Here is a 19,629-nt window from a genome sequence, read left to right as displayed (position 1 = left end):
TGGACCCATGCCGTCCGTCTTCACCATGATCATCAACCGCGACCTGCCGGGCCGATTCGTCTACGAGGACGACGACGTCGTCGCCTTCCTGACCATCGAGCCCATGACTCAGGGTCACACCCTGGTCGTGCCCCGGGCCGAGGTGGACAACTGGCAGGACCTCGACCCCGAGCTGTTCAACAAGGTGATGGCGGTGTCGCAGAAGATCGGCCGCGCGGTGTGCTCGGCCTTCGACACCGAGCGGGCCGGCGTCATCATCGCCGGACTCGAGGTGCCGCACCTGCATGTGCACGTGTTCCCGGCCCGCAACCTGTCCGACTTCGGGTTCGCCAATGTGGACCGCAACCCGTCGCCGGAATCACTCGACGAAGCTCAGGCCAAGATCATCGCTGCCCTCGGCACCGTCGGCTGATTCGGCAGGGTCGGCGGCGCCGCCGACCCGCGGCAGCCGGACCGTGAAGCGGCAGCCCTGCCCCGGCGCGGTCGTCACCGTGACGACGCCGCCGTGCGCACGCACCAGCGAGTCGACGATCGACAGTCCGAGGCCCGTGCCGCCGCTGGTCCGGGTACGTGACGAGTCGGTGCGGTAGAAGCGCTCGAAGATGCGGTGGGCGTCCTCGGCCGACAGGCCCGGGCCCTGATCGCAGACCTCGAGCACGGCATCGGTGCCGACGGTGCCGACGCGCACCGTGATGCCACCGGTCTCCGGCGTGTGCTGCACGGCGTTCATGACCAGGTTGCCCAGCACCTGGCGCAGCCGCGCCTCGTCGCCCAGGACTTCCGGGGTCCCGGGCCCGTCCAACAACTCCAGCGACACCGTCCGCCGCGGCGCGATGGACCGCGCGTCGTGCACCGCATCGGTCGCCAGGATCAGCAGGTCGACGGGCCGCTGCTCCAGCGGTCGCTGCTGGTCCAGCCGTGCGAGCAGCAGCAGATCCTCGACCAGCAGACCCATGCGCCGGGCCTCGCTCTCGATGCGGCTCATCAGCATCTCGACGTCGCTGGCGGCACCCTGCCGGTAGAGCTCGGCGAATCCGCGAATGGTGGTCAGCGGCGTCCGCAGCTCGTGACTGGCGTCAGTGATGAAGCGCCGCATCCGCTCCTCGGACGTACGCGCCGTCTCTGCCGATTGCTCCGACGAGGCCACCGCGTTCTGGATCTGCGCGAGCATTCCGTTGAGCGCCAACGACAATCGGCCGACCTCGGTGCGTGAGTCCCGCTCGGGAACACGGCGGTCGAGCTGTCCCGCGGCGATGTCGGCAGCCGTCCGCTCCACCTCGACGAGGGGCCGCAGACTGCGGTGCACCGCGACGTACCCGGCGATCCCCAGGATCAGCAGCACGGCGGCGCCGATGCCGACCTGCGACCACGCCAGCGCCCGCACCGTCGACGCGACGTCGGAGAGGTCGATAGCGACCGTCGTCAACTCCCCGGCCGGACCGCGCACCGTCATGGCGCGCCATTTCACGTCGGAGTGGTGGATCGAGCCCACCGTCGTCGGCACCGGGCCGACGTCATTGCTGTCCGGCAGCGCCGGCTGCGCGTCGTTGTCGTTGACGGCGATCCACACCCGCCCGTCAGGATCGATGCCGCGGACGTAGAAGTTCGACGGCGGCCGCGCCGGGTTCGGGCCTTCGATCGGCGTGGCCGGGATACGCCGCGGTTCCTGAGCCCAGCTGCGCGAGGCATCCAGCAGCGTCTCGTCGACGCGGTTGATCAGGCTGTGCTGCATGATCGAGGTGACGGCGACGCCGGAGGCCAGCAGACCGCAGGCCGCCAGCAGTACCATCGCGGCGACCAGGCCCACCCGCAGCGGAATGCCGCGGGTACCGCGCCACTTCCCGTCGCTGCGCTCGCCCAGTCGACGTCTCATCACTCCATTGTTGGCGATGCCCGCCCAGGAATCGCGGAATGTACTCAGCGCGGCTCGCGCAGGACGTAGCCGACACCCCGCAACGTGTGCAGCAGGCGCTTCTCGCCGGTGTCGATCTTGCGGCGCAGGTACGACACATAGGACTCGACGACGTTCACGTCACCGCCGAAGTCGTAGCGCCACACGTGGTCGAGGATCTTCGGCTTCGACAGCACTGTGCCCGCGTTGATGATGAAGTAACGCAGCAGCGTGAACTCGGTGGGCGACAGCGAAACCGGTTCGCCGGCCTTCCACACCTCGTGGGTGTCCTCGTCGAGCTCGATGTCGGCGAACGTCAGCCGGGCACTGCGCGGCTCTTCGACACCACGGCCGGTGCGGCGCAGGATGACCCGCAGCCGGGCCACGACCTCTTCCAGGCTGAACGGCTTGGTGACGTAGTCGTCGCCGCCGAGCGTCAGGCCGGCCACCTTGTCCTGCAGGCTGTCGCGGGCGGTCAGGAAGAGGGCAGGCGCATCGATACCGTCGGCGCGCATCCGGCGCAGCACGCCGAACCCGTCCATGCCGGGCATCATCACGTCGAGGATCACCGCGTCGGGCTTGACCTCGCGGGCCTTGTCGAGCGCGGCGGGGCCGTTGGAGGCGGAGTGCACCTCGAAGCCCTGAAACTTCAGGCTGACCGACAGCAGCTCGACGATGTTCGTCTCGTCGTCGACTACCAGGATCCGCGCTTCGGGGGTCGCCTCAGGAACTGCAGCCATGGCCATGCAGCCATGGTCCTCGCAGGCCTTAAATCCTCCCTGCCTGGTGGCTGTGAAGATACTGTGAGTCGCGCGGTCATTTGCCAGACCTCCAGCACCTCGGCACATCAGATGTGACCGGCGCCATACACTTGGCCGATGGATTTGGGTAAAGCCCTGTCAGACCTGGCCGCGACGCCGTTCAAGATCGCCAGCGTCGGCCTCGAGATCGCCGGCGACACCGTTACCGCCGTACAGCGCGGCCTCAACGGCAGCGGGCCGGCCATCGTGGCCCCGTCGATGAGCCGCATCTTCGGCTTCGACGACGCCCTGAGCCGGGCCGGCCGCCTCACCCGACTGATCGACGACGACGCTCCACTGGGCCGGGCGCTGGCACCGGGCGGCGTGCTCGATCGGTTGCTTCGCCCGGGTGGTTTGGTCGATCAGATCAGCCAGGACGGCGGCCTCCTCGACCGTCTCACCGCCGAGGGTGGTGCCGTGACGCGGGCGCTGGCACCCGGCGGGATCATCGACCAACTGACCCTCGACGGCGGCTTGCTGGATCAACTGACATCCGACGAAGGCGCGTTGTCTCGAGTGCTCGCCCCGGGCGGCTTCGCCGAGCAGGTGCTGGCCACCGACGGTGTCGTGGACCGCGTACTCAGCGAGGACGGCATCGCGGCCCGCCTGATCGCCAAGGACGGACCGGCCGACCGCGTCCTCGCCGACGGCGGCGTGGTGGACCGGCTGCTGAGCGCGGACGGCATCCTCGACCGGCTGCTCGAACCGGGCGGGCCGGCCGACCGCGTCCTCGCCGACGGCGGCGTCGTTGACCGCGTGCTGTCGGCCGACGGCATCCTCGACCGGGTGCTCGCCCCCGGTGGGGTGGCCGACCGCGGTCTCGCCGAAGGCGGTGTCGTGGATCAGATGCTCGCCGACGGCGGCATCGTCGATCGCGTCCTGCGACCTGAAGGCATCGCCGATCGGTTGGTCGGCCAGGGCGGTATCGCCGACCGCCTGCTCGCCGACGACGGGGTCGTGGATCGGGTGCTGCGCGCCGACGGCATCGCCGACCGTCTGCTCGGCGACGGCGGGCCCGTCGACAAGATGCTCGCCGACGGCGGCCTCGTGGACCGACTGCTCAGCGAGGGCGGTATCGCCGAACGACTGCTCGACGAGGGCGGTGCGATCGACGTCCTCACCGCACCCGACGGTGCCCTGATGAAGTTGAACGACGTCGTCGACAACCTCAACCAGCTGGCACCCGTGCTCGCCGGGCTCGCCCCGACCGTCGACAAGCTGTACGACGCGGTGCTGGTCCTCAACGACGCGGTGAATCCGCTGAGCAACATCGCCGGGCGCATCCCGCTGAGTCGCCAGCGCGGCAAGCGCGCCGCCAAGGCCGCGGCCGCGCGGCAAGCCGTTGACGAGAATGGCCAGGGCCAGCCGGGATCCGGCCACTGACCCCCACGGGTTAGGATTCAGGGCGGTTCCGTCGAACCGCATGCCTCCGTAGCTCAGTGGTAGAGCACCCGCCTTGTAAGCGGAAGGCCGTCAGTTCAATCCTGACCGGGGGCTCCATTAGCAGCCGCGGCTTGTCGGTGGCTCGTCGTAGCGTCCGTGCATGAGGTCATGCCAGGGTTGTGGCAGTCCGCTCGTGAAGCGCAGCCAGAGGGTCTACTGCAGTAACGCGTGTCAGGCATCGGCCCGCAGCGACGCCCGAACGAAACGTTGGCTCGAGACCGGCGAGGCGTATGTCGCCACCTATCACGATCACTACATCCGCCGATACCTCGCCGGCGCCCAGTCCGGCTGCTGCGCGATCTGCGGCGGTAACGCAACCTGGCAAGACCTGCCGCTGGCGCTCGTACTGGACCACATCGACGGCGACCCGACGAACAACCGTCGGGAGAACCTGCGGCTGATCTGCCCGAACTGTGACTCACAGCTGCCGACGTACAAGAGCCGCAACCGTGGCAACGGCCGCCACTTCCGTCGCGAGCGATACGCCAATGGGCAGTCTTACTAGGGACCTACGATTCTCTTGTGACACTGCGCGATCGCGTCGCCTCCGCCCGGCGGCGAATTCTCGGCGACCGGCCGTCCACCGCCGACACCGCGGGCCTGCCCGTCATCGCGCCCGCGCAGCCCGTCGACCTGAGCGACGAGCGCGCCGTCACCGAGGTGGTCGAGCTGGCGATGAACGTCGGCGAGGTGCTGCTGGACTCCGGCACCGGTGCCATCGACACCAGTAAGCAGATCGCGTTCGTCGCCGCGACCTACGGCCTGCCGGACTGCGCCGTCGACGTCACCTACAACGCCATCCACGTCTCGGCCCGGCGCGGTCCGGGCCTGCCGCCCACCAGCTACATGCGCACGGTGAAGTACCGCTCGCTGGACTACACGCGGCTCGAACAGCTGGACACGCTGCTCCGGCAGATCGGCCGCGGACATCTCGGCCTCAAGCCCGCCCGCGCGGCGCTCGACCACATCGTCGCCGCCGACCATCCGTATTCACGCAAGGTCGCGCTGTCCGGTTGGGCGCTGATGGCGGCCGCCGTGACGCTCATGCTCGGCGGCAGCCCGACGCTCGCCGTCGTCTCGTTCGTCACCACCGCCGCGATCTACGGAATCAATGTCTCGCTCGCCAAGTTCGGCCTGCCGTACTTCTTCCAGCAGGTCATGGGCGGTTTCATCGCGACGGTGCCGGCCGCGTTCATCTACAAACTCGCCCTCGAGCACAGCGCCGTCGTGGCGCCGTATCGCATCATCGTGTCCGGCATCATCGTGCTCATGGCCGGGCTGTCGCTCGTCGGTTCGGTGCAGGACGCCATCACGGGCGCGCCCGTCACGGCGGCCGGCCGGTTCATCGAGGTGATGGTCTACACCGCGGGCCTGGTCGGCGGCGTCGGCATCGCGCTGCGCCTCACCTCCGCCCTCGGCGCCAGCCTGCCGCCCATGCAACAGGAGGTACTGCCCTACGCGCCGCTGCCGATCATGGTGCTCACCGGCGGCCTGGCGTCAGCGGCCTTCGCGCTCGCCAGTTACGCGTCACTGAAGGCGCTCACCACCTCGTTCGCATCGGGTGCCGTCGGCGCCGGACTGGTCGGGTCGACCCTGAACGCCGGGCTGGGACCGATCGTCGCGTCCGCGGTCGCCGCCACGGTCGTCGGTCTGGCTGGTGGCCTGCTGGCGCGGCGCGCCGTCGTCCCGCCGATCATCGTCGCCGTCGCCGGCATCACTCCGCTGGTGCCCGGTCTCGCGGTCTACCGCGGGCTGTCCGAGATCATGGCGGGCCAGACCCTGGCGGCCATCTCCAATCTCTTCACCGCCGTCATGGTCGGCTGCACGCTGGCCGCCGGCGTGACCCTCGGCGAATGGACGGCGCGCACCATGCGACGCCCGCGCCTTCCCCGCCTGCTGCTGGGCTCGCGCGTAGCGTAGGGCGTCATGTCCGAAACCGGAATCTGGATTGCCTGGGGACTGCCCACCCAGGGACGGGAACTCCAGGCCCTCGCGGCGCTGCGCGATGCCCGTGGCTACCTGCAGGCCCTCGTCGACGACGGTCGGATCGAAGGTTTCGACGTCACGGTGCTACGTCCCCAGACGACGGAGCTGGGCGGGTTCATCCACATCAAGGGCACCCGCGTCCAGATCGACATCCTGCGCCGCACTGGGGATTTCGAGCGCTGGGCGACCGGAATCCAGCTGATCGCCGACAGGGTGGCCTTCGTCGACAGCTGGGTCGATCGCGGCATCGACCACGCCATCGAGTTGTACGAGGATGCGCTCCGCGAGGCCGGCCTGCTCCGCTGACGGTATCGAGACGGAAACAACCCCGTCGAAAATCTCCCGCGGCTCGAGCCGATGTTGTTCCATTAGTTAATTAGCTGGAACAGCAGGGAGACACGATGAGCGCCGCACGCTACGTCGGCAGAGTCGGAAGGCTCGCCGTCGCACTCGGCATCGGAACCGCGATCGCATCCGGCCAGGCCGTCGCATGGGCCGACCAGACTGAAACAGGAGCGCCCGCCGGCGCGGCAGCCTCCGCGACAGGCGAAACCGCCGGGGCGCCCGGCACTTCGGGCACCTCTACCAAACCGCGTCGCGACAAGCCCCGGCCCAAGAAGAGCGACGACAAGACCGAAACGCCGGCCGCGGGCACCACGACCGAGACCACAGCCGACCCCGAGACCGACAAACCCACCAAGGCGCCGGCCAAGGGCCGTGATCGCAAGAACAAACCGAAGAACAACAACGTCAACGACGCGGCACCGGCCGCCGCGGTCCCGAAAACCCCGAAACGCCCACAGCTGACGCCAACCAAGCCGGCCGGCCCGCAGGCCGCGGCACCCAAGCCGGCCGGCGTGGCGGCCGTCGCACCGACGGTCATGAAGGTCACCGCCAGCGCGGTCACGGCGGCCCCGAGCCCCGTCTCGGCGACGACGAACCTCCTCACGCCCAACGTCACCGCGCCCACGGTCAAGCCGACCAACCCGGTGGCCGCAGTGATGAAAGCCGTTTCGGGCGCGCTGAATTGGGCGTTCAACCCGTTGGGCAGCCCGGCCCAGCCCACACTGGCGTGGACCGTGCTGGCCTTCGCACGCAAAGAGATCGACAACCTCCTGACGGCGATCAAGCCGCAGAACGTCGTCAGCGCACTCACCACCACCGGCCAGGTGCTGAGCAACCCCCTGGCCGCGGTCACGGCGGCCATGAACCCGCGGCCGGCCTGGCCGAAGCCGGGCCAACAGATCACTGCCTCAACAAGTTTCGTCGACTGGGTTACGGGCAACTTCGCGCCCAACGACACCTACAACCGCTTCGGCGTCTGGGGCACCGACGTCGGCACCGCGTGGGACAACGGGATTGCCGACGATCCCAGCACCCCGATCAACGAGCATCAGGTGCTGATGGCGTTCGGTGACACCTTCAGCGGCCCCAACATGACCGGGAACTGGCTCAACAACATCCTGTTCCGCTCGTCGGACGCCAACCTCGCCGACGGCATCTCGATCCCGGCCGGTCAGTGGCTCAACGGCAACATGTTCGGCGGCACTCCCCTGTCATCGGCGACGACGGCACGCCAGATCATCCTGCCCGCCAAACTCCCCGCGGGCCTGCCGTCCGGCGTGACGCTGATCCCGACCTCGGGCATCTCGGTGCCGACGCCGGGCACCCAGTTCGGCGCCACCCAGTACCTGAGTTTCATGTCGGTCAAGCAGTGGGGCGCGCCCGGCCAGTGGACGACGAACTACTCGGCCATGGCCTACTCGACCGACAACGGCGAGAACTGGACCATCGCACCGCAGAGCGTCCGGCAGAACTGGGGCGGCAACGCCAATTTCCAGCAGGCGGCCCTGGTTCGTCCGGGTGACGGCTACGTCTACTCGTACGGCACACCGAACGGGCGCGGTGGCGCTGCCTACATCTCGCGGGTGGCCGAGGCCGACATCCTCGACGCGTCCAAGTACGAGTACTACAACAAGGGCAGCGCGGGTGGCTGGTTCGGCATCGGCGCGATCAAACAGGGCTGGTACAAGGACCCGTCGAAGGCCGGCGTGGTGTTCGGCCAGGACACCGGAGCATGCGGCATCGCCAAAGCCGGGAACCACGTCAGCGAGATGTCGGTGCAGTACAACCCGACGCTCGGCAAGTACGTCACGCTCTACGCCGACCAGTTCAACAACGTCGTGCTGCGCACCGCCGACGCCCCGCAGGGCACGTGGTCGGCGGCCACCGTGCTGATGCCGCAACAGAACGGCGGAATCTACGCGCCCATGATGCAGCCCTGGTCACCGTCGACCCTGGGTACCGGTACCGATCTGTACTGGAACCTGTCACTGTGGAGTGAGTACAACGTCATGCTGATGAAGACCGATCTCACGAAGCTCTAGCCATGATTCGCACGGCCGTCGCGATGGCCGCAGTCGCCATGGCGACCGCGGTGGCACCGTTGTGCGCGGCTGATCCCGTTGCGCCGCAACAGGATCAGCCGTGTCCGCCGACGGCCGACGAAGCCACCACCATGCCGACGACGCCCGCGCCCACCGCGGGCGCCAACACGCCGCTGCAGTGCCACGAAGGGCGTTGGCAGCCCGTCGCGCTGCCCGCTGAACCCAGCGACCGCTGGTGGAGCACCGGCCCCGTCATCGCCCTGCGCGGGCAGGGCATGCGCAATCCAAACCTGATGTCCGGCAAGTGGAGTGGCACTCCGCTCGGCCCCGGGAACCGCTGCCACGTCGAGCAGCGCGCGGTGATCAGCGCCGGTGTGGTCAGTGCGCCCGCGGCAACCGACGGCGAACCGAACCAGACGCTGCACTTCGACGTGGCACCCACGGCGTCGTCGGTCGAGTTCTCCGGCTACTGCCTCTGGACGCGGCTCGGCTGAGTTGTCAGCGCCTGCCATTGCGGTAGGCCGTGGGAGTCGTCCCGAACCATCGCTTGCACGACCGCGTGAGCACACTCTGTTCGGCATAGCCGAGATTCCGGCAGAGCTGGTCGAGGGTCAGCTCGGTATCGAGCAGTAACCGCTGCGCGGTGTCCCGGCGGGTCTGGTCGACCAGGTCCCCGAACGTCGCGCCCTCGACGGCCAGGCGCCGCTGCAGTGTCTTCGGGTGCAGCCCGACATGACGGGCGATGTCCTGCAGTCCCACCGCCCCACCGGGCAGCAACTGACGGACCAGGGTGCGAACCAATTGGGTTGTGGCAGGCTCGGATTCGCCGATGGTGCTGATGAGGTAGTCCATGGCCGTCTGATGCGCGATCCGGTCGGTGGGCAACGGTCGCGCCAAGTCGGCGGCGCGCAGCGTGAACCCGGCGACCGGTTCACCGAACGACGGCGGGCAGCCGAAGTAGGCCTGGTACTCGCCGGCCGGGGTGCGTGCCGAGTGCGGCAGGTGTACAGCGAGCGGGCGGTAGTCCGGGCCCAGGAACAGTCTCAATACTTGCAGCGTGACACCGAGCGACAACTCGATGGCCTGCGCCTGCGGCGGCGCCGGGTCCAAGAGGTACTCGAACTCGAAGCGGCGCAGGTCGGTACCGACGGGGACGGTGATACGGGCACTGATCGCGGGACTGTAGGCGGCCATGAACTTGTCGAAGATGACGAAGGCATCCGCGACCGTTTCGGCGTTGCGCGCCGCGAGCCCGACGGGTCCGAGGATGTCGATGCTCTGGCGCAACGCGAGTCGACGTCCGAAATCGGGAGTGCGCAATGCCACGGCGGCGAACTCGAGCGCCTGGGTTCCGCTGGGCAGGGAGATGAACCGATCGTGACGGCCGATGTCCGCGCTCGCGATATTCGCCGCGGCAAGAAGCGCGTCACCGTCGCCGCCGAGTTCAGCAACCAACTCATGAAAACTCGTCAGTGCCGTGCCTCGGATGACCGACATGTCTCTAACTGTCAAAAATTTGTCGCGAAATGTCAAGACACGAACCGGTGTGGTGCAGCACAGTCGAGTTCCACGAAGGGCCGGTGCAGCGTCGCGCCGGCCCTTCGACGACCTCGTCCCCCACATGTCGCACATTCAGCAAAGCGCGACCGTGTCATCTCCAGCACCCCGAGGAGCACCATGAGCCCACGCATCACCGCGCTGGTATCCGTCCCACTGCTGGGCGCCGCCCTGGCCGTGGCGCCGCTGGCGGTAGCGCCTGCCGCCGCCGCGGACGTCTGCGCCAGCGCCGGTGGCCGGCACTTCTCGGCCGGCGGCTGCACCAACATCGCGGGCGACGTCGCCGTGGGCACCGCCATCGCGGCGGCCCACGTTCCGTATGTCGCCGGTGAAGTTCCTTGTTACACAGACGAAGGCGTGCCCTACTACACGCCGCCCGGCGCTCCCTGCTGAGACCCCGCACTGTCCCGAAAAGTCAAGAATCGGTCTCTAGGTGTCAAGACTTCGGGCAGCGCCGTGCTGCACAGTGAGATGAGCGGACCGAACCCGGCCCGCGACCGACCATGGGCCACACCCGGATTGGAGTTACGGCCGTCATGTCAGCAGCCGATATCCTGCCGTGGTGCGGCACGTTGTCCATCGCCGTGGCAGCACTGGTGATCCTGGCCGGACCGGCAGCACGCCGTGCCCACCGCGCCGAGGGCGAGACCGAAGCCAGCCGCTGCCCGCTGCAGCAGCTCATGCGGACGAGCGCAACCGACGCCATCTACGTCGACCGATTCCTCGACGTGAACGCCGAGCCCTGGGTGCTGACCCTGCCGGACGCCGCCGACCGCCGCTATCTGTTCCAGGTGCTCTCCGGCCGAGCCGACGTGTTCGATGACGCCGACGAGCACGTCGCCTGGACGACGCCGCAGACGTATGCCATCACCGGCCCGAACTGGAACGGCGAACTGCCTGCCGGTGTCACCGAACACCGTTCGCCCGCCCCGATCATCTGGCTGCTGGGGCGCGTCGAGTGCACGAGCACGGCCGACGACCGCGCCGCCGCCCAAGATCTGCTGAACCGGATTTCACTGATTCCGTTGAGTGCCTACGTCACGCAATTCGTGTCCGACTAGGGCGCCATCTCGTACCGGCCCGCCAGGTCGCGCACGGTGCGGACCATGCGCTCCAAGCGTGCCGGGTCGCCCACCGGCTCCGCGATCAGATCGAGCGCCAGTTTCTTCTGTGCGGCAGTCGCACTGGGCTTGCAGTGCAACGTGGTGGCGTGCCGGGAGAAGTCGGCGACCAGAACCTCGAACAGCTGGTCCAGCACGTCGTCGTCGGTCTGGTCGATGATGGCCTGCTCGAGGATCAGCTGCGCGTAGGGCAGCAGAGTGAACAGCTCACCGATCGCGAACAGGAAGTCGACGTCGTCCTGCTGCTGCGCGGTCGGCGTGGCCGCGGCCAGCAGAGTCTGGAAACCGTTGGCCTGCTTGAGGAAGACCGCGACGTTGGGGATGTGTGCGAACTCCTGAAGGACGCCGCGCCAGTCCGCGAAAGCGACCCGGCCCAGACCGCGGCTGGGGCCTTGCGCGAAGAGGAAGTCGTCGTTGGTGAAGTCCCGACGGCGGCGCACCACCGGCAGCTTCTCGGTGCGTAATGCTTTCGGAGCCTTCGGAATCCGCGCGATCCGAGGAACGACAGCCGAGCCCGCCGCACGCAGGCCGCCCGCCACGGCCCGCGTCGCCGCGTTGGGCGAGTACTCGATGGGAAGCTGCTGCAGCGCAAGAAGTCCGGCGTCGGCGGGACGGAACATGAAGTTCTGCATGAACTTCAGCGACAGCGCCATGTTGACGTGGACGGTGCCCTCGAGGCGAGGCAGTCCGACCGAGCCGAGCAGCGCCATCGGGAAGAACATGTCGTTCTCGAACCCGCGCGCGGCGATGGTGTCCGACAGCAGCGTGACGATCTTCTCGCCCTCGCGCGTGACGGTCATCTTCTCGATGGCGTTGAACAGCAGGTAGCGCCGATCGGTCGCTGACGCCGACCGCATGTAGTCGATGGCGCGCTCGCTGTAGAGCTTCATGCCGACCAGACGGGCGTAGGCCTCGGTGAGCATGCGGCGAATCTGCGGGAACTCGGTGACGTGCTTTCCGAACAGGATTCGATTCTCGGCGTGCGTGACGGCCTCGTACATGGCGTGCTCACACGTGCCGATGGAACCGAAGCCGAGGTTGAACTTACCGATGTTGACGGTGTTGATCGCGGCATGGAACGCGCCCTTGCCGGCGTGCAGGATGTCCTCGGCGTCGACCGGGTAATCCTCGAGATCGAAAGCGGCGACGTACATCTGGCCGTTGACGACGTTCTTGCGCAGCTTGTAGTCAGCATGCTGACTGTCGGCGGCGAAGAAGAGATACCCCTCGAAATCCTCGTCGGGCTTGCCGCCGTCCAGCGCGGTCGAGCTGTCCAGGATCGGCTTGTCTGCCCGGCGGCCGAACACCGACACCATGCGGGCCAGGTTGCCGTTGCCGATGTAGTACTTGCCGCCGTTCGCCCGGTAGCCGTCGTCGACCGGCGTCAGCACCATGTCCGTGGAGTACACGTCCGCGCCGTGCTCCTTCTCCGACAGGCCGAACGCGAAGATCGCGCCGGCGTCGAGAAGCTCGGCAGCCCGCTTGCGGGCCACGGCGTTGGACGACTGCCAGATGGGGCCGAGTCCCAGGATCGTGACCTGCCAGACGTACCAGTACTGCATGCCGTAGAAGCCCAGGATCTCACTGAACATCGCGTTGCGCGCGGTGTCCCATCGCTTGTCGGGGTCACCGTCCGCCTCCGATGCCGGCGTCAGGAACGTCGCGAAAACCCTTTCCTTCTTGAGGAATTCGATGAACTCCGCGTACCAGACGCGGTCGCGGTCCTGTTGCGTCAACCAGGCCTTGCCGTGGCTCTCGAAGAACTCGATAGTCGCGACGAAGACCTGCTGGGTCCGCTCGTCGAAGTCGGCGAAGTCCGGCTTGTGCGGGTTGAGCATGGTCATGGCGAGCAATCCTACAAGGATGAAGAAAAATTATTCAAACAAGAATAATTCTGCTACATTCGGTTCATGGCCACCGACGCCGCAACGAAGCCCCGGGAGCGGGCTGCCCATCTGGGCCCCGAGCGCCGCCGTCCGCAGATCCTCGACGCCGCACTGCAGATCGCCGCGGAATCCGGCACGGCTGCGGTGACCATCGGCGCCGTGGCCACCCACCTCGGCGTCACCCGGCCGGTGGTCTACTCGTGCTTCAAGGACCGCGTGGAACTTCTTGCCGCACTGCTGGATCGCGAGGGCGAGTCGCTGCGCGAGACCCTGCTGGCAGCCCTGCACACCGGCCGCGGCGACGACCCGGAGGCCGCGTTCATCGACGGATACCGCGCACTGCTGCATGCCGTCGAGGGCCAACCGGACACCTGGCGTTTCGTATACCTGGCGCACGCCGACCCGGCGGTCGCCGACATGGTCGCGGAGACCCGTCGTACACTCGCGAGAAGTTCGTCGCGCTGGATCGCGCCGGCGCTGACTACGTGGTGGCAGACCACCGACCTCAACCGCAAGATGCCGGTACTGACCGAACTGTTCGTGTCCTCCAGCGAGGCCGCGGTCCGGTCCCTCCTCGACCCCGAGAACGACTGGGACGCAGACAGTCTCGGCGAATTCTACGGACGACTCATGTGCCGCGCGTTCGCCGCGGCCTGACCAACAAGGAGTAAGTCGTGTCCCAGCCAGTGCAACCCCTCGCCGATTACGGCTTCTTCGGCCCCGGCACCGTCACCTGGAAGGTGTGGGGACACACCACCACTCCGGTGACGGGCCTGCAGCGCGCCGTCGTGGTGGAGGAACTCGACCCGTCTCTGATCGCCGCCGTCGATGCCACGCAGGCCAACTACGACCGGCCCCGCACACGCTACGACCGCACCGTGCGGTATTTCGCGACGGTTGCGTTCGGCGATAGCCAGTCGGTGGTCAAGGCCGCTGACGTGCTGGTCAAGGTGCATTCGAAGGCGATCGGCACCGAGCCCGTCAGCGGCAACAAGTACGACGCCAACAACCCGCATTCGCAGCTGTGGATCCTGCTGACCGGGTGGCATTCGGTGCTGACCGCGTACGAGATGTACGGCGGAGGCAAGCTCACCCCGGAGGAAGAGAACCAGTACTGGGAAGAGTGCGCCATCGCGGCGGAGTTCCAGACCTGCGACCCGGCCGATGTGCCGCGTACCAGCGCCGGTGTGCGCGCGTACTTCGACGAGATGCGCCCGCACCTGGCGGTCAGTGAAGCGGCCCGCGCCATGATGGACCACCTGCTCAATGCCAAAGTCGTACTGCCTCCGGCGCCGCGGGTACTGAAGCCGGTCGTCGAGCTCGTCAACCTCGTCCTGCGCGCGGGCACGATCGCCACAATGCCCCGCTGGATGCGCAAGCTCAGCGGTTTCGACCAGCCCCGCGTCGTCGACATCGCCGTGCGCCCGGTACTCAAGGTTGCCTACGGCATCGTCGATCGCAGCCCACGGCTGAAACTCGCCGTGGCGCAGCTGATCGCGCCGTCGGTGACCCAGGTGGCCGCGCCGTACATCCTCGGCATCCCGGCGATCACCGATGCCGTGTTCACTCCTGAAGAAGCGCGCCGCCGCTTCGGATTCGTCAAACCCGCTGACGCACACCATGATCTGCGCGCAAAGCAACAGCAGCGGGTGTTCGGCGAGGGGCAGGCGCCCAGCGACGAGGGCCTGATCGAGTCGCAGGCCTACCTCGGGAGTCTCGCCTAGCGCGGCAGCAGTTCGTCGACCAGGTCCCGAACCCGGTCGGCGATGGCATCGCGGATGGGCCGCACGGCCTCGATGGGTTGACCCGCCGGGTCATCGAGTTTCCAATCCCGGTAGGACACCCCCGGAAAGTAGGGGCAGGTGTCGCCGCAGCCCATGGTGATCACCACGTCGCTCGCTTCCACCGTGTCCGCTGTCAACACCTTTGGCGCTTGGGCCGTGATGTCGATGCCGAGTTCAGCCATGGCCGCGACCGCGACCGGGTTGATCGCATCGGCGGGTGCTGTTCCCGCAGAACGCACTTCGATGCGCCCCTGGGACAGATGGGTGAGCAGCCCGGCCGCCATCTGCGACCGGCCGGCATTGTGGACGCAGACGAACAGCACGCTGGGTTTGGGGCTCATGCGGGCACACTCCGCAACCGCGGCCGCAGCGCAAGCGACAGGTAGACGAGCGCGACCAGAACCGGCACTTCGATCAGCGGTCCGACGACGCCGGCCAGGGCCTGACCGGACGTCGCGCCCCACGTGGCGATCGCGACGGCGATGGCCAGTTCGAAGTTGTTGCCTGCTGCGGTGAACGCCAGCGTCGTGGTGCGTTCGTAGCCGAGGCCGAGAGCAGCACCCAGCGCATAGCCACCACCCCACATGATCGCGAAATAGACCAGCAGCGGGAGCGCGATGCGGGCGACGTCCCACGGGCGAGTGGTGATCTGATGCCCTTGCAGCGCAAAGAGAATCACGATGGTGAACAGCAACCCGTACAGTGCCCACGGCCCGATCCGGGGCAGGAACGTCGACTCGTACCAGGCGCGGCCCTTGGCCTTTTCGCCGAGTCGGCGCGACAGGTAGCCGGCAGCCAGCGGGATGCCGAGGAAGATCAGCACCGACTTCGCGATCTGCCACGGGGACGTCGCAATCGCGGTCTGCGGCAGGTGCAGCCAGCCCGGCAGCACCGAGAGGTAGAACCAGCCGAGCACCGCGAACATCAGCACCTGGAACACCGAATTGAGCGCCACCAGAACAGCTGCAGCCTCCCGATCGCCGCACGCCAGGTCGTTCCAGATAATCACCATGGCGATGCAGCGAGCCAGGCCGACGACGATCAGCCCGGTCCGATACTCGGGCAGGTCCGCGAGGAACAGCCAGGCCAGCGCGAACATCAGCGCCGGCCCGAGCACCCAGTTCAGCACCAGTGAGGACAGCAGCAGCTTGCGGTCGGACGTGACGGTGTCGAGTCGGTCGTACCGGACCTTGGCCAGCACCGGGTACATCATGATCAGCAGGCCCAGCGCGATCGGCAACGAAATGCCATCCACCTGAACCTTTTCCAGCACGACGTCCAGTCCGGGGACCCAGCGGCCGAGCAAGAGCCCGGCCGCCATCGCCAAGCCGATCCAGACCGGCAGATACCGGTCGAGCGTCGAGAGTCGAGCTGTCGCCGGAGCGGCGTCAGCGGTCTGCGTCATGCCTGCGCCCCGCAGCACACCGCATCATCCGATCCGCTCGGCGCAGCGCCGAAGGTGTCACTGTCGGCGAGGACGGTGTAGACCTCCCAGCGTTCCCCGCCGGGGGCGGTCACCCAAACCTTGTCCTGCGTGGCGAAGCAGCAGGTGGTGCCGATCTCCTCTTCGGTGAACATTCCTGCCTCGGTCAGGCGGGCGATCTCGGTGTGCACGGCGTCGCTGGATTCGACTTCCACACCCAGGTGGTTGATCGACCCGCCGTGTCCCGGGTTCTCGAGCAGCACCAGTTTGAGCGGCGGGTTCGCGATCGCGAAGTTCGCGTAGCCGGGCTTCACCTTGGCCGGCTCGGCGCCAAACAGGTTGCGGTAGAAGGCGATCGACTCGTCGAGGTTGTCGACGTTCAGAGCGAGCTGGACACGAGACATGGCAGACCTCCCGAGGTATGTGACGTATATCGAAATCCGCAGCACAGTTCTACCGCACCTTTTCGATATATGTCAACAAGCTGAGGTAGGATCGGTGGTATGCCCAAGGCACTGCCCGTCATCGACATGTCCGAGCCGTTGTGCTGCGCGCCCGTGGCCGCGAGCCCGACCGACGACGCCGCCGCGCTCGACCTCGCCATGCGGCTCAAGGCACTCGCCGACCCCGCGCGCGTGAAACTGATGTCGCTGCTGTTCACCTGTGGCGAGCCCTGCACCACCGGCTCCCTTGCGGCCGCGGTGGGCCTGGCCGAATCGACAGTCAGTCACCACCTCGGCCAACTGCGGGCCGCCGGGTTCGTCATCTCCGAACGTCAGGGCATGAACGTGCACCACACCCCGCGACGCGATGCGCTCGCCGCGCTATGCCGGGTGCTCGACCCGAATTGCTGCTGACAGCCCTCGCGCGACTAGGCGCAGATGGTGACGTACGGGACGGTCAGGCACGGCGGCGGGAAGTAGCCGGGGCCCCAACCGCGGTTACCGTCCCAGCCGCGGCCGTGACCGTGGTGACCGTCCCAGTCGTCGCCACCCCAGCCCCAACCGTGGTCCATCGGGATCGTTCCGGGACCGACCGCCGGTGCGGCGCTCGCGATACCCGAGCCGAAACCCAAACCCGCAGCCACGAGGCCCAAGGCGAGTGTTGTCATCGATGCAATCGTTCTGAACTTGGCCATGGCCAACCTCCGAAACAACAAATACAAATAGGCAATAAATGCCCCTCTATTGTAAGACGGTCAGGCGGTCGATGACATTCCCCGACCAGTTAAATCAGCCCGGCAAGGGCAGGCCGAACGCGGTGGCGAGAACGCCGGCCCCGGCGGCCAGCAGCAACGTGATCACGACGTTCACCCGGCTGAACACGGCAACCACCGCCACCGCCAGGACGACGTACTGCCAGGTCTGGCTGATCGACAGGGCCAGCGGCACCGCCGAGCCCAGGATCGCACCGATGGCGGCCGGACCCGCGCCGTCCAGGAAGGCCCGCACGTAGTTGTTGCCGCGAATCCGGTCGAAGTGCTTGGCGCCCAACAGGATGAACACGAACGACGGGCTGAAGGCCACCACCGAGGCCAGCACGCCGCCGAGCAATCCCGCGGCGGCATAGCCGACGACGGCGACGGTCTGCACCACCGGTCCCGGCGTGATCTGGCCCAGCGCAACAGCATTGAGGAACTGCGCACCGGTCATCCAGTGGTAGTGGTCAACAGCGTCCGCCTGCATGAGCGGGATGATGACGAAGCCGCCGCCGTACGACAGCGCGCCGACCTTCAACGCCACCCAGCACAGCGAACCCAGTGTGCCCAGCGCCAGGGACTGGAACGCCAGGACCGGCATGCTGCGCGCACCGGACCGGGGCAGCGTCGTCGTCCGCGCCAATTCGATTGCGCCACAAGCCAACAGCACCACCACCAGCCACGGGCCCAGTAGCGCGGCCGCGACCGCACCCGATGCGCCATACACCAGCCACCGGACGGAGCTGGTGCGCCGCTGCCAACTGGCGGGGACCAACGCGGCCCCCGCATGGACGGCGACAGCAGCCACCGCCGCGCCCGCGCCGGCCCCCGCGGCCAGCACCCACCGTGGCGGTGATCCAGCCAGGAACAACGCCGCCAGACCCAGGATGACGATGAGCCCCGGAACGATGAACGCGGCGCCACCGACCAGCGCACCGAGCCGGCCGCGGACGCGCCAGGCGCAGTAGATCGACAGCTGCGTCGACGCCGGCCCCGGCAACAGGTTGCACGTGGCGATCGCGTCCTCGAACTCGGTGGCGCCGATCCACCGGCGGCGCTCCACGCACAGGCTGCGCAACAGCTTGATGTGCGTGGGCGGCCCGCCGAAACCGATGCATCCGATGGTGCCCCACTCACGCAGGACGGTGCCCAGGGACACTCGGGGCGATGCATCCTCTGCCGGAGTGGTCACGACCAATCATCCTGGCGGGTAACGCCGCATCATGCACCTTACGGGCAGGCGACATCCATCTCGAAGCTCTTGCTCACCTGCTGCGGCGACCGCGGATTGCTCAAGTCGCTGCCGCTGGCAGTGCCCTTGATCGCGTACGACTTGCCCCGCACCGCGGCTACGGCGTTGTCCGCCTCGCCGGGCTCGGAGCTCGTGAACCCCAACGCGACGCCGTCGATCGTGCCGAGGCCGACGGTACGAACCTGCGGCGGATCGCTCGTCGTCACGACGGCGCCGACGCCACTGGACACGTCGCCGATCCCGATCGTCACGTTGTCACCCGCCTGATGGCAGGTCACCCCACCGCTCACGGCTCGGGGCTGTCCGTCGACGACGACCTGCGGCGCGCGCAAGCCCGAATTCGGTGAGCCGGCAGTCGGTTCGGAGTTCTCCGTGGAACAACCGGCCAGCCCTAGCGCGACCACACCGATCACGAGAGTCTTGCGTACCAACGTTTCTCCTCCTTCGCGTCCGGGATATCTGGCGATACGAGCCAGGGGTTCCCCGGAGCGAAGGAGATCAATCGTCAGCGGCCACGAGCCGTCAGCGGCAAAGAGCTACGGGCAAACGGTGACGATGCCGGCGGGGCCGGTCACGCAGGGCAGGTTGACGTAGACCTCAGGGCCATCCCAGCCGCCACCACGCCAACCCGGGCCACCCCAACCGCGGCCGTGATCATCCCAGTCGTCGTGGCCGTGGCCGTGACCGCGGTCCATCGGGATCGTGGCGGGGTCGTGCGCCGGAGCTGCGCTGGCAACTCCCGCACTGACACCCAAAATCGCAGCTCCCAGGCTTGCTGCAAGTGCTGTAGTCGACGCAATCTTCTTCATCGTGGCCATAGCCATCCTCCGAAATAAGCAAAAAATCAAAATGCAATATGCGGTCTAAGTATATGACGCTGACGTTTCTGAAGAAATTCCGG

General features: G+C 67.5%; 21 protein-coding genes, 1 tRNA gene and 1 pseudogene. 13 read left to right on the top strand and 10 right to left on the bottom strand.

Annotated elements, in window-relative coordinates; genetic code table 11:
- The first annotated feature begins 7 nt into the window (after positions 1 to 7).
- Positions 8 to 412: an HIT family protein gene (locus H289_RS0100225; RefSeq protein ID WP_020098734.1), complete on the top strand. Its 405-nt coding sequence runs from the start codon at positions 8 to 10 to the stop codon at positions 410 to 412.
- Here the strand turns inward: H289_RS0100225 and H289_RS0100220 are convergent.
- Positions 359 to 1,873: a sensor histidine kinase gene (locus H289_RS0100220; RefSeq protein WP_020098733.1), complete on the bottom strand. Its 1,515-nt coding sequence runs from the start codon at positions 1,871 to 1,873 to the stop codon at positions 359 to 361. The two genes, H289_RS0100225 and H289_RS0100220, sit on opposite strands and share 54 nt — an antisense overlap.
- A 44-nt stretch (positions 1,874 to 1,917) precedes the next feature.
- The gene (locus H289_RS0100215) at positions 1,918 to 2,637 is read right to left on the bottom strand and encodes a response regulator transcription factor (RefSeq protein ID WP_020098732.1); all 720 of its coding nucleotides are present in this window, start codon (positions 2,635 to 2,637) and stop codon (positions 1,918 to 1,920) included.
- Between the two features lie 132 nt (positions 2,638 to 2,769).
- Between H289_RS0100215 and H289_RS31665 the strand changes: the two genes are divergently transcribed.
- From H289_RS31665 to H289_RS0100180, 7 genes are all read left to right on the top strand, one after another.
- Complete coding sequence (locus tag H289_RS31665; protein ID WP_020098731.1) at positions 2,770 to 4,074, top strand: hypothetical protein; 1,305 nt, start codon at positions 2,770 to 2,772, stop codon at positions 4,072 to 4,074.
- Between the two features lie 42 nt (positions 4,075 to 4,116).
- Positions 4,117 to 4,191 (top strand) — tRNA-Thr (locus H289_RS0100205).
- A gap of 43 nt (positions 4,192 to 4,234) precedes the next feature.
- The gene (locus H289_RS0100200; RefSeq protein WP_029104612.1) at positions 4,235 to 4,639 is read left to right on the top strand and encodes an HNH endonuclease; all 405 of its coding nucleotides are present in this window, start codon (positions 4,235 to 4,237) and stop codon (positions 4,637 to 4,639) included.
- 17 nt (positions 4,640 to 4,656) lie between these two features.
- Entirely contained in the window at positions 4,657 to 6,054 is a 1,398-nt protein-coding gene (locus H289_RS0100195) for a threonine/serine exporter family protein (RefSeq protein ID WP_020098729.1), read from the top strand.
- Positions 6,055 to 6,060: 6 nt separating this feature from the next.
- Positions 6,061 to 6,426, top strand: a complete 366-nt coding sequence (locus H289_RS0100190) for a hypothetical protein (protein WP_020098728.1) — start codon at positions 6,061 to 6,063, stop codon at positions 6,424 to 6,426.
- A 95-nt stretch (positions 6,427 to 6,521) separates the two neighbouring features.
- The gene (locus H289_RS0100185) at positions 6,522 to 8,507 is read left to right on the top strand and encodes a glycoside hydrolase family 183 protein (RefSeq protein ID WP_020098727.1); all 1,986 of its coding nucleotides are present in this window, start codon (positions 6,522 to 6,524) and stop codon (positions 8,505 to 8,507) included.
- A gap of 2 nt (positions 8,508 to 8,509) precedes the next feature.
- Entirely contained in the window at positions 8,510 to 9,001 is a 492-nt protein-coding gene (locus tag H289_RS0100180; protein ID WP_020098726.1) for a hypothetical protein, read from the top strand.
- Positions 9,002 to 9,005: 4 nt separating this feature from the next.
- Here H289_RS0100180 and H289_RS0100175 read toward each other — a convergent pair whose 3' ends face one another.
- Positions 9,006 to 10,004 (bottom strand): AraC family transcriptional regulator, encoded by a 999-nt coding sequence (locus H289_RS0100175; RefSeq protein ID WP_020098725.1) that lies wholly within the window; start codon positions 10,002 to 10,004, stop codon positions 9,006 to 9,008.
- A 180-nt stretch (positions 10,005 to 10,184) separates the two neighbouring features.
- Here H289_RS0100175 and H289_RS0100170 point away from each other — a divergent pair, with 180 nt between their 5' ends.
- Together H289_RS0100170 and H289_RS0100165 are read left to right on the top strand one after the other, a co-directional pair.
- On the top strand, positions 10,185 to 10,457 hold the full coding sequence (locus H289_RS0100170) for a hypothetical protein (protein WP_020098724.1): 273 nt from the start codon (positions 10,185 to 10,187) through the stop codon (positions 10,455 to 10,457).
- A gap of 143 nt (positions 10,458 to 10,600) precedes the next feature.
- Entirely contained in the window at positions 10,601 to 11,125 is a 525-nt protein-coding gene (locus H289_RS0100165; protein ID WP_020098723.1) for a DUF1254 domain-containing protein, read from the top strand.
- On the opposite strand, the gene H289_RS0100160 is transcribed toward H289_RS0100165, so the two are convergent.
- Positions 11,122 to 13,029, bottom strand: a complete 1,908-nt coding sequence (locus tag H289_RS0100160; RefSeq protein WP_020098722.1) for an acyl-CoA dehydrogenase family protein — start codon at positions 13,027 to 13,029, stop codon at positions 11,122 to 11,124. The two genes, H289_RS0100165 and H289_RS0100160, sit on opposite strands and share 4 nt — an antisense overlap.
- A gap of 66 nt (positions 13,030 to 13,095) precedes the next feature.
- On the opposite strand from H289_RS0100160, the gene H289_RS0100155 reads away from it, so the two are divergent.
- Both H289_RS0100155 and H289_RS0100150 read left to right on the top strand, forming a co-directional pair.
- Positions 13,096 to 13,728 carry a TetR/AcrR family transcriptional regulator gene (locus tag H289_RS0100155; protein WP_020098721.1) on the top strand — a complete coding sequence of 211 codons (633 nt, stop codon included), beginning with the start codon at positions 13,096 to 13,098 and terminating at the stop codon, positions 13,726 to 13,728.
- Between the two features lie 17 nt (positions 13,729 to 13,745).
- Complete coding sequence (locus H289_RS0100150) at positions 13,746 to 14,795, top strand: oxygenase MpaB family protein (RefSeq protein ID WP_231387938.1); 1,050 nt, start codon at positions 13,746 to 13,748, stop codon at positions 14,793 to 14,795.
- Here H289_RS0100150 and arsB read toward each other — a convergent pair.
- Both arsB and H289_RS0100135 read right to left on the bottom strand, forming a co-directional pair.
- Positions 14,792 to 16,260 (bottom strand): annotated as a pseudogene (arsB, locus tag H289_RS0100140) (ACR3 family arsenite efflux transporter). The gene H289_RS0100150 and the pseudogene arsB overlap by 4 nt on opposite strands.
- Positions 16,257 to 16,682, bottom strand: a complete 426-nt coding sequence (locus H289_RS0100135) for an ArsI/CadI family heavy metal resistance metalloenzyme (protein ID WP_020098717.1) — start codon at positions 16,680 to 16,682, stop codon at positions 16,257 to 16,259. Before H289_RS0100135 ends, arsB begins: the two are co-directional and overlap by 4 nt.
- 99 nt (positions 16,683 to 16,781) lie before the next feature.
- Between H289_RS0100135 and H289_RS0100130 the strand changes: the two genes are divergently transcribed.
- A complete protein-coding gene (locus H289_RS0100130) occupies positions 16,782 to 17,135 on the top strand; it encodes an Rv2640c family ArsR-like transcriptional regulator (RefSeq protein WP_020098716.1) in 354 nt (117 codons plus the stop codon).
- Between the two features lie 14 nt (positions 17,136 to 17,149).
- Here H289_RS0100130 and H289_RS0100125 read toward each other — a convergent pair whose 3' ends face one another.
- The 4 genes from H289_RS0100125 to H289_RS32700 all read right to left on the bottom strand — a co-directional run bounded on the left by H289_RS0100125 (position 17,150) and on the right by H289_RS32700 (position 19,483).
- Positions 17,150 to 17,389 (bottom strand): hypothetical protein, encoded by a 240-nt coding sequence (locus H289_RS0100125; RefSeq protein ID WP_138158297.1) that lies wholly within the window; start codon positions 17,387 to 17,389, stop codon positions 17,150 to 17,152.
- Between the two features lie 121 nt (positions 17,390 to 17,510).
- Positions 17,511 to 18,668, bottom strand: coding sequence for a chromate efflux transporter (chrA, locus tag H289_RS0100120; RefSeq protein WP_029104610.1), 1,158 nt, complete (start codon positions 18,666 to 18,668; stop codon positions 17,511 to 17,513).
- A 38-nt stretch (positions 18,669 to 18,706) separates the two neighbouring features.
- A complete protein-coding gene (locus H289_RS0100115) occupies positions 18,707 to 19,159 on the bottom strand; it encodes a lipoprotein LpqH (protein WP_036419921.1) in 453 nt (150 codons plus the stop codon).
- Between the two features lie 105 nt (positions 19,160 to 19,264).
- On the bottom strand, positions 19,265 to 19,483 hold the full coding sequence (locus tag H289_RS32700; RefSeq protein WP_138158296.1) for a hypothetical protein: 219 nt from the start codon (positions 19,481 to 19,483) through the stop codon (positions 19,265 to 19,267).
- Between the last annotated feature and the right edge of the window lie 146 nt (positions 19,484 to 19,629).

It is taken from the genome of Mycobacterium sp. 360MFTsu5.1 (assembly GCF_000383495.1).
GTDB classification, from domain to species: Bacteria; Actinomycetota; Actinomycetes; order Mycobacteriales; family Mycobacteriaceae; genus Mycobacterium; species Mycobacterium mucogenicum_B.
This window is presented reverse-complemented; position numbering and strand designations above follow the sequence as displayed.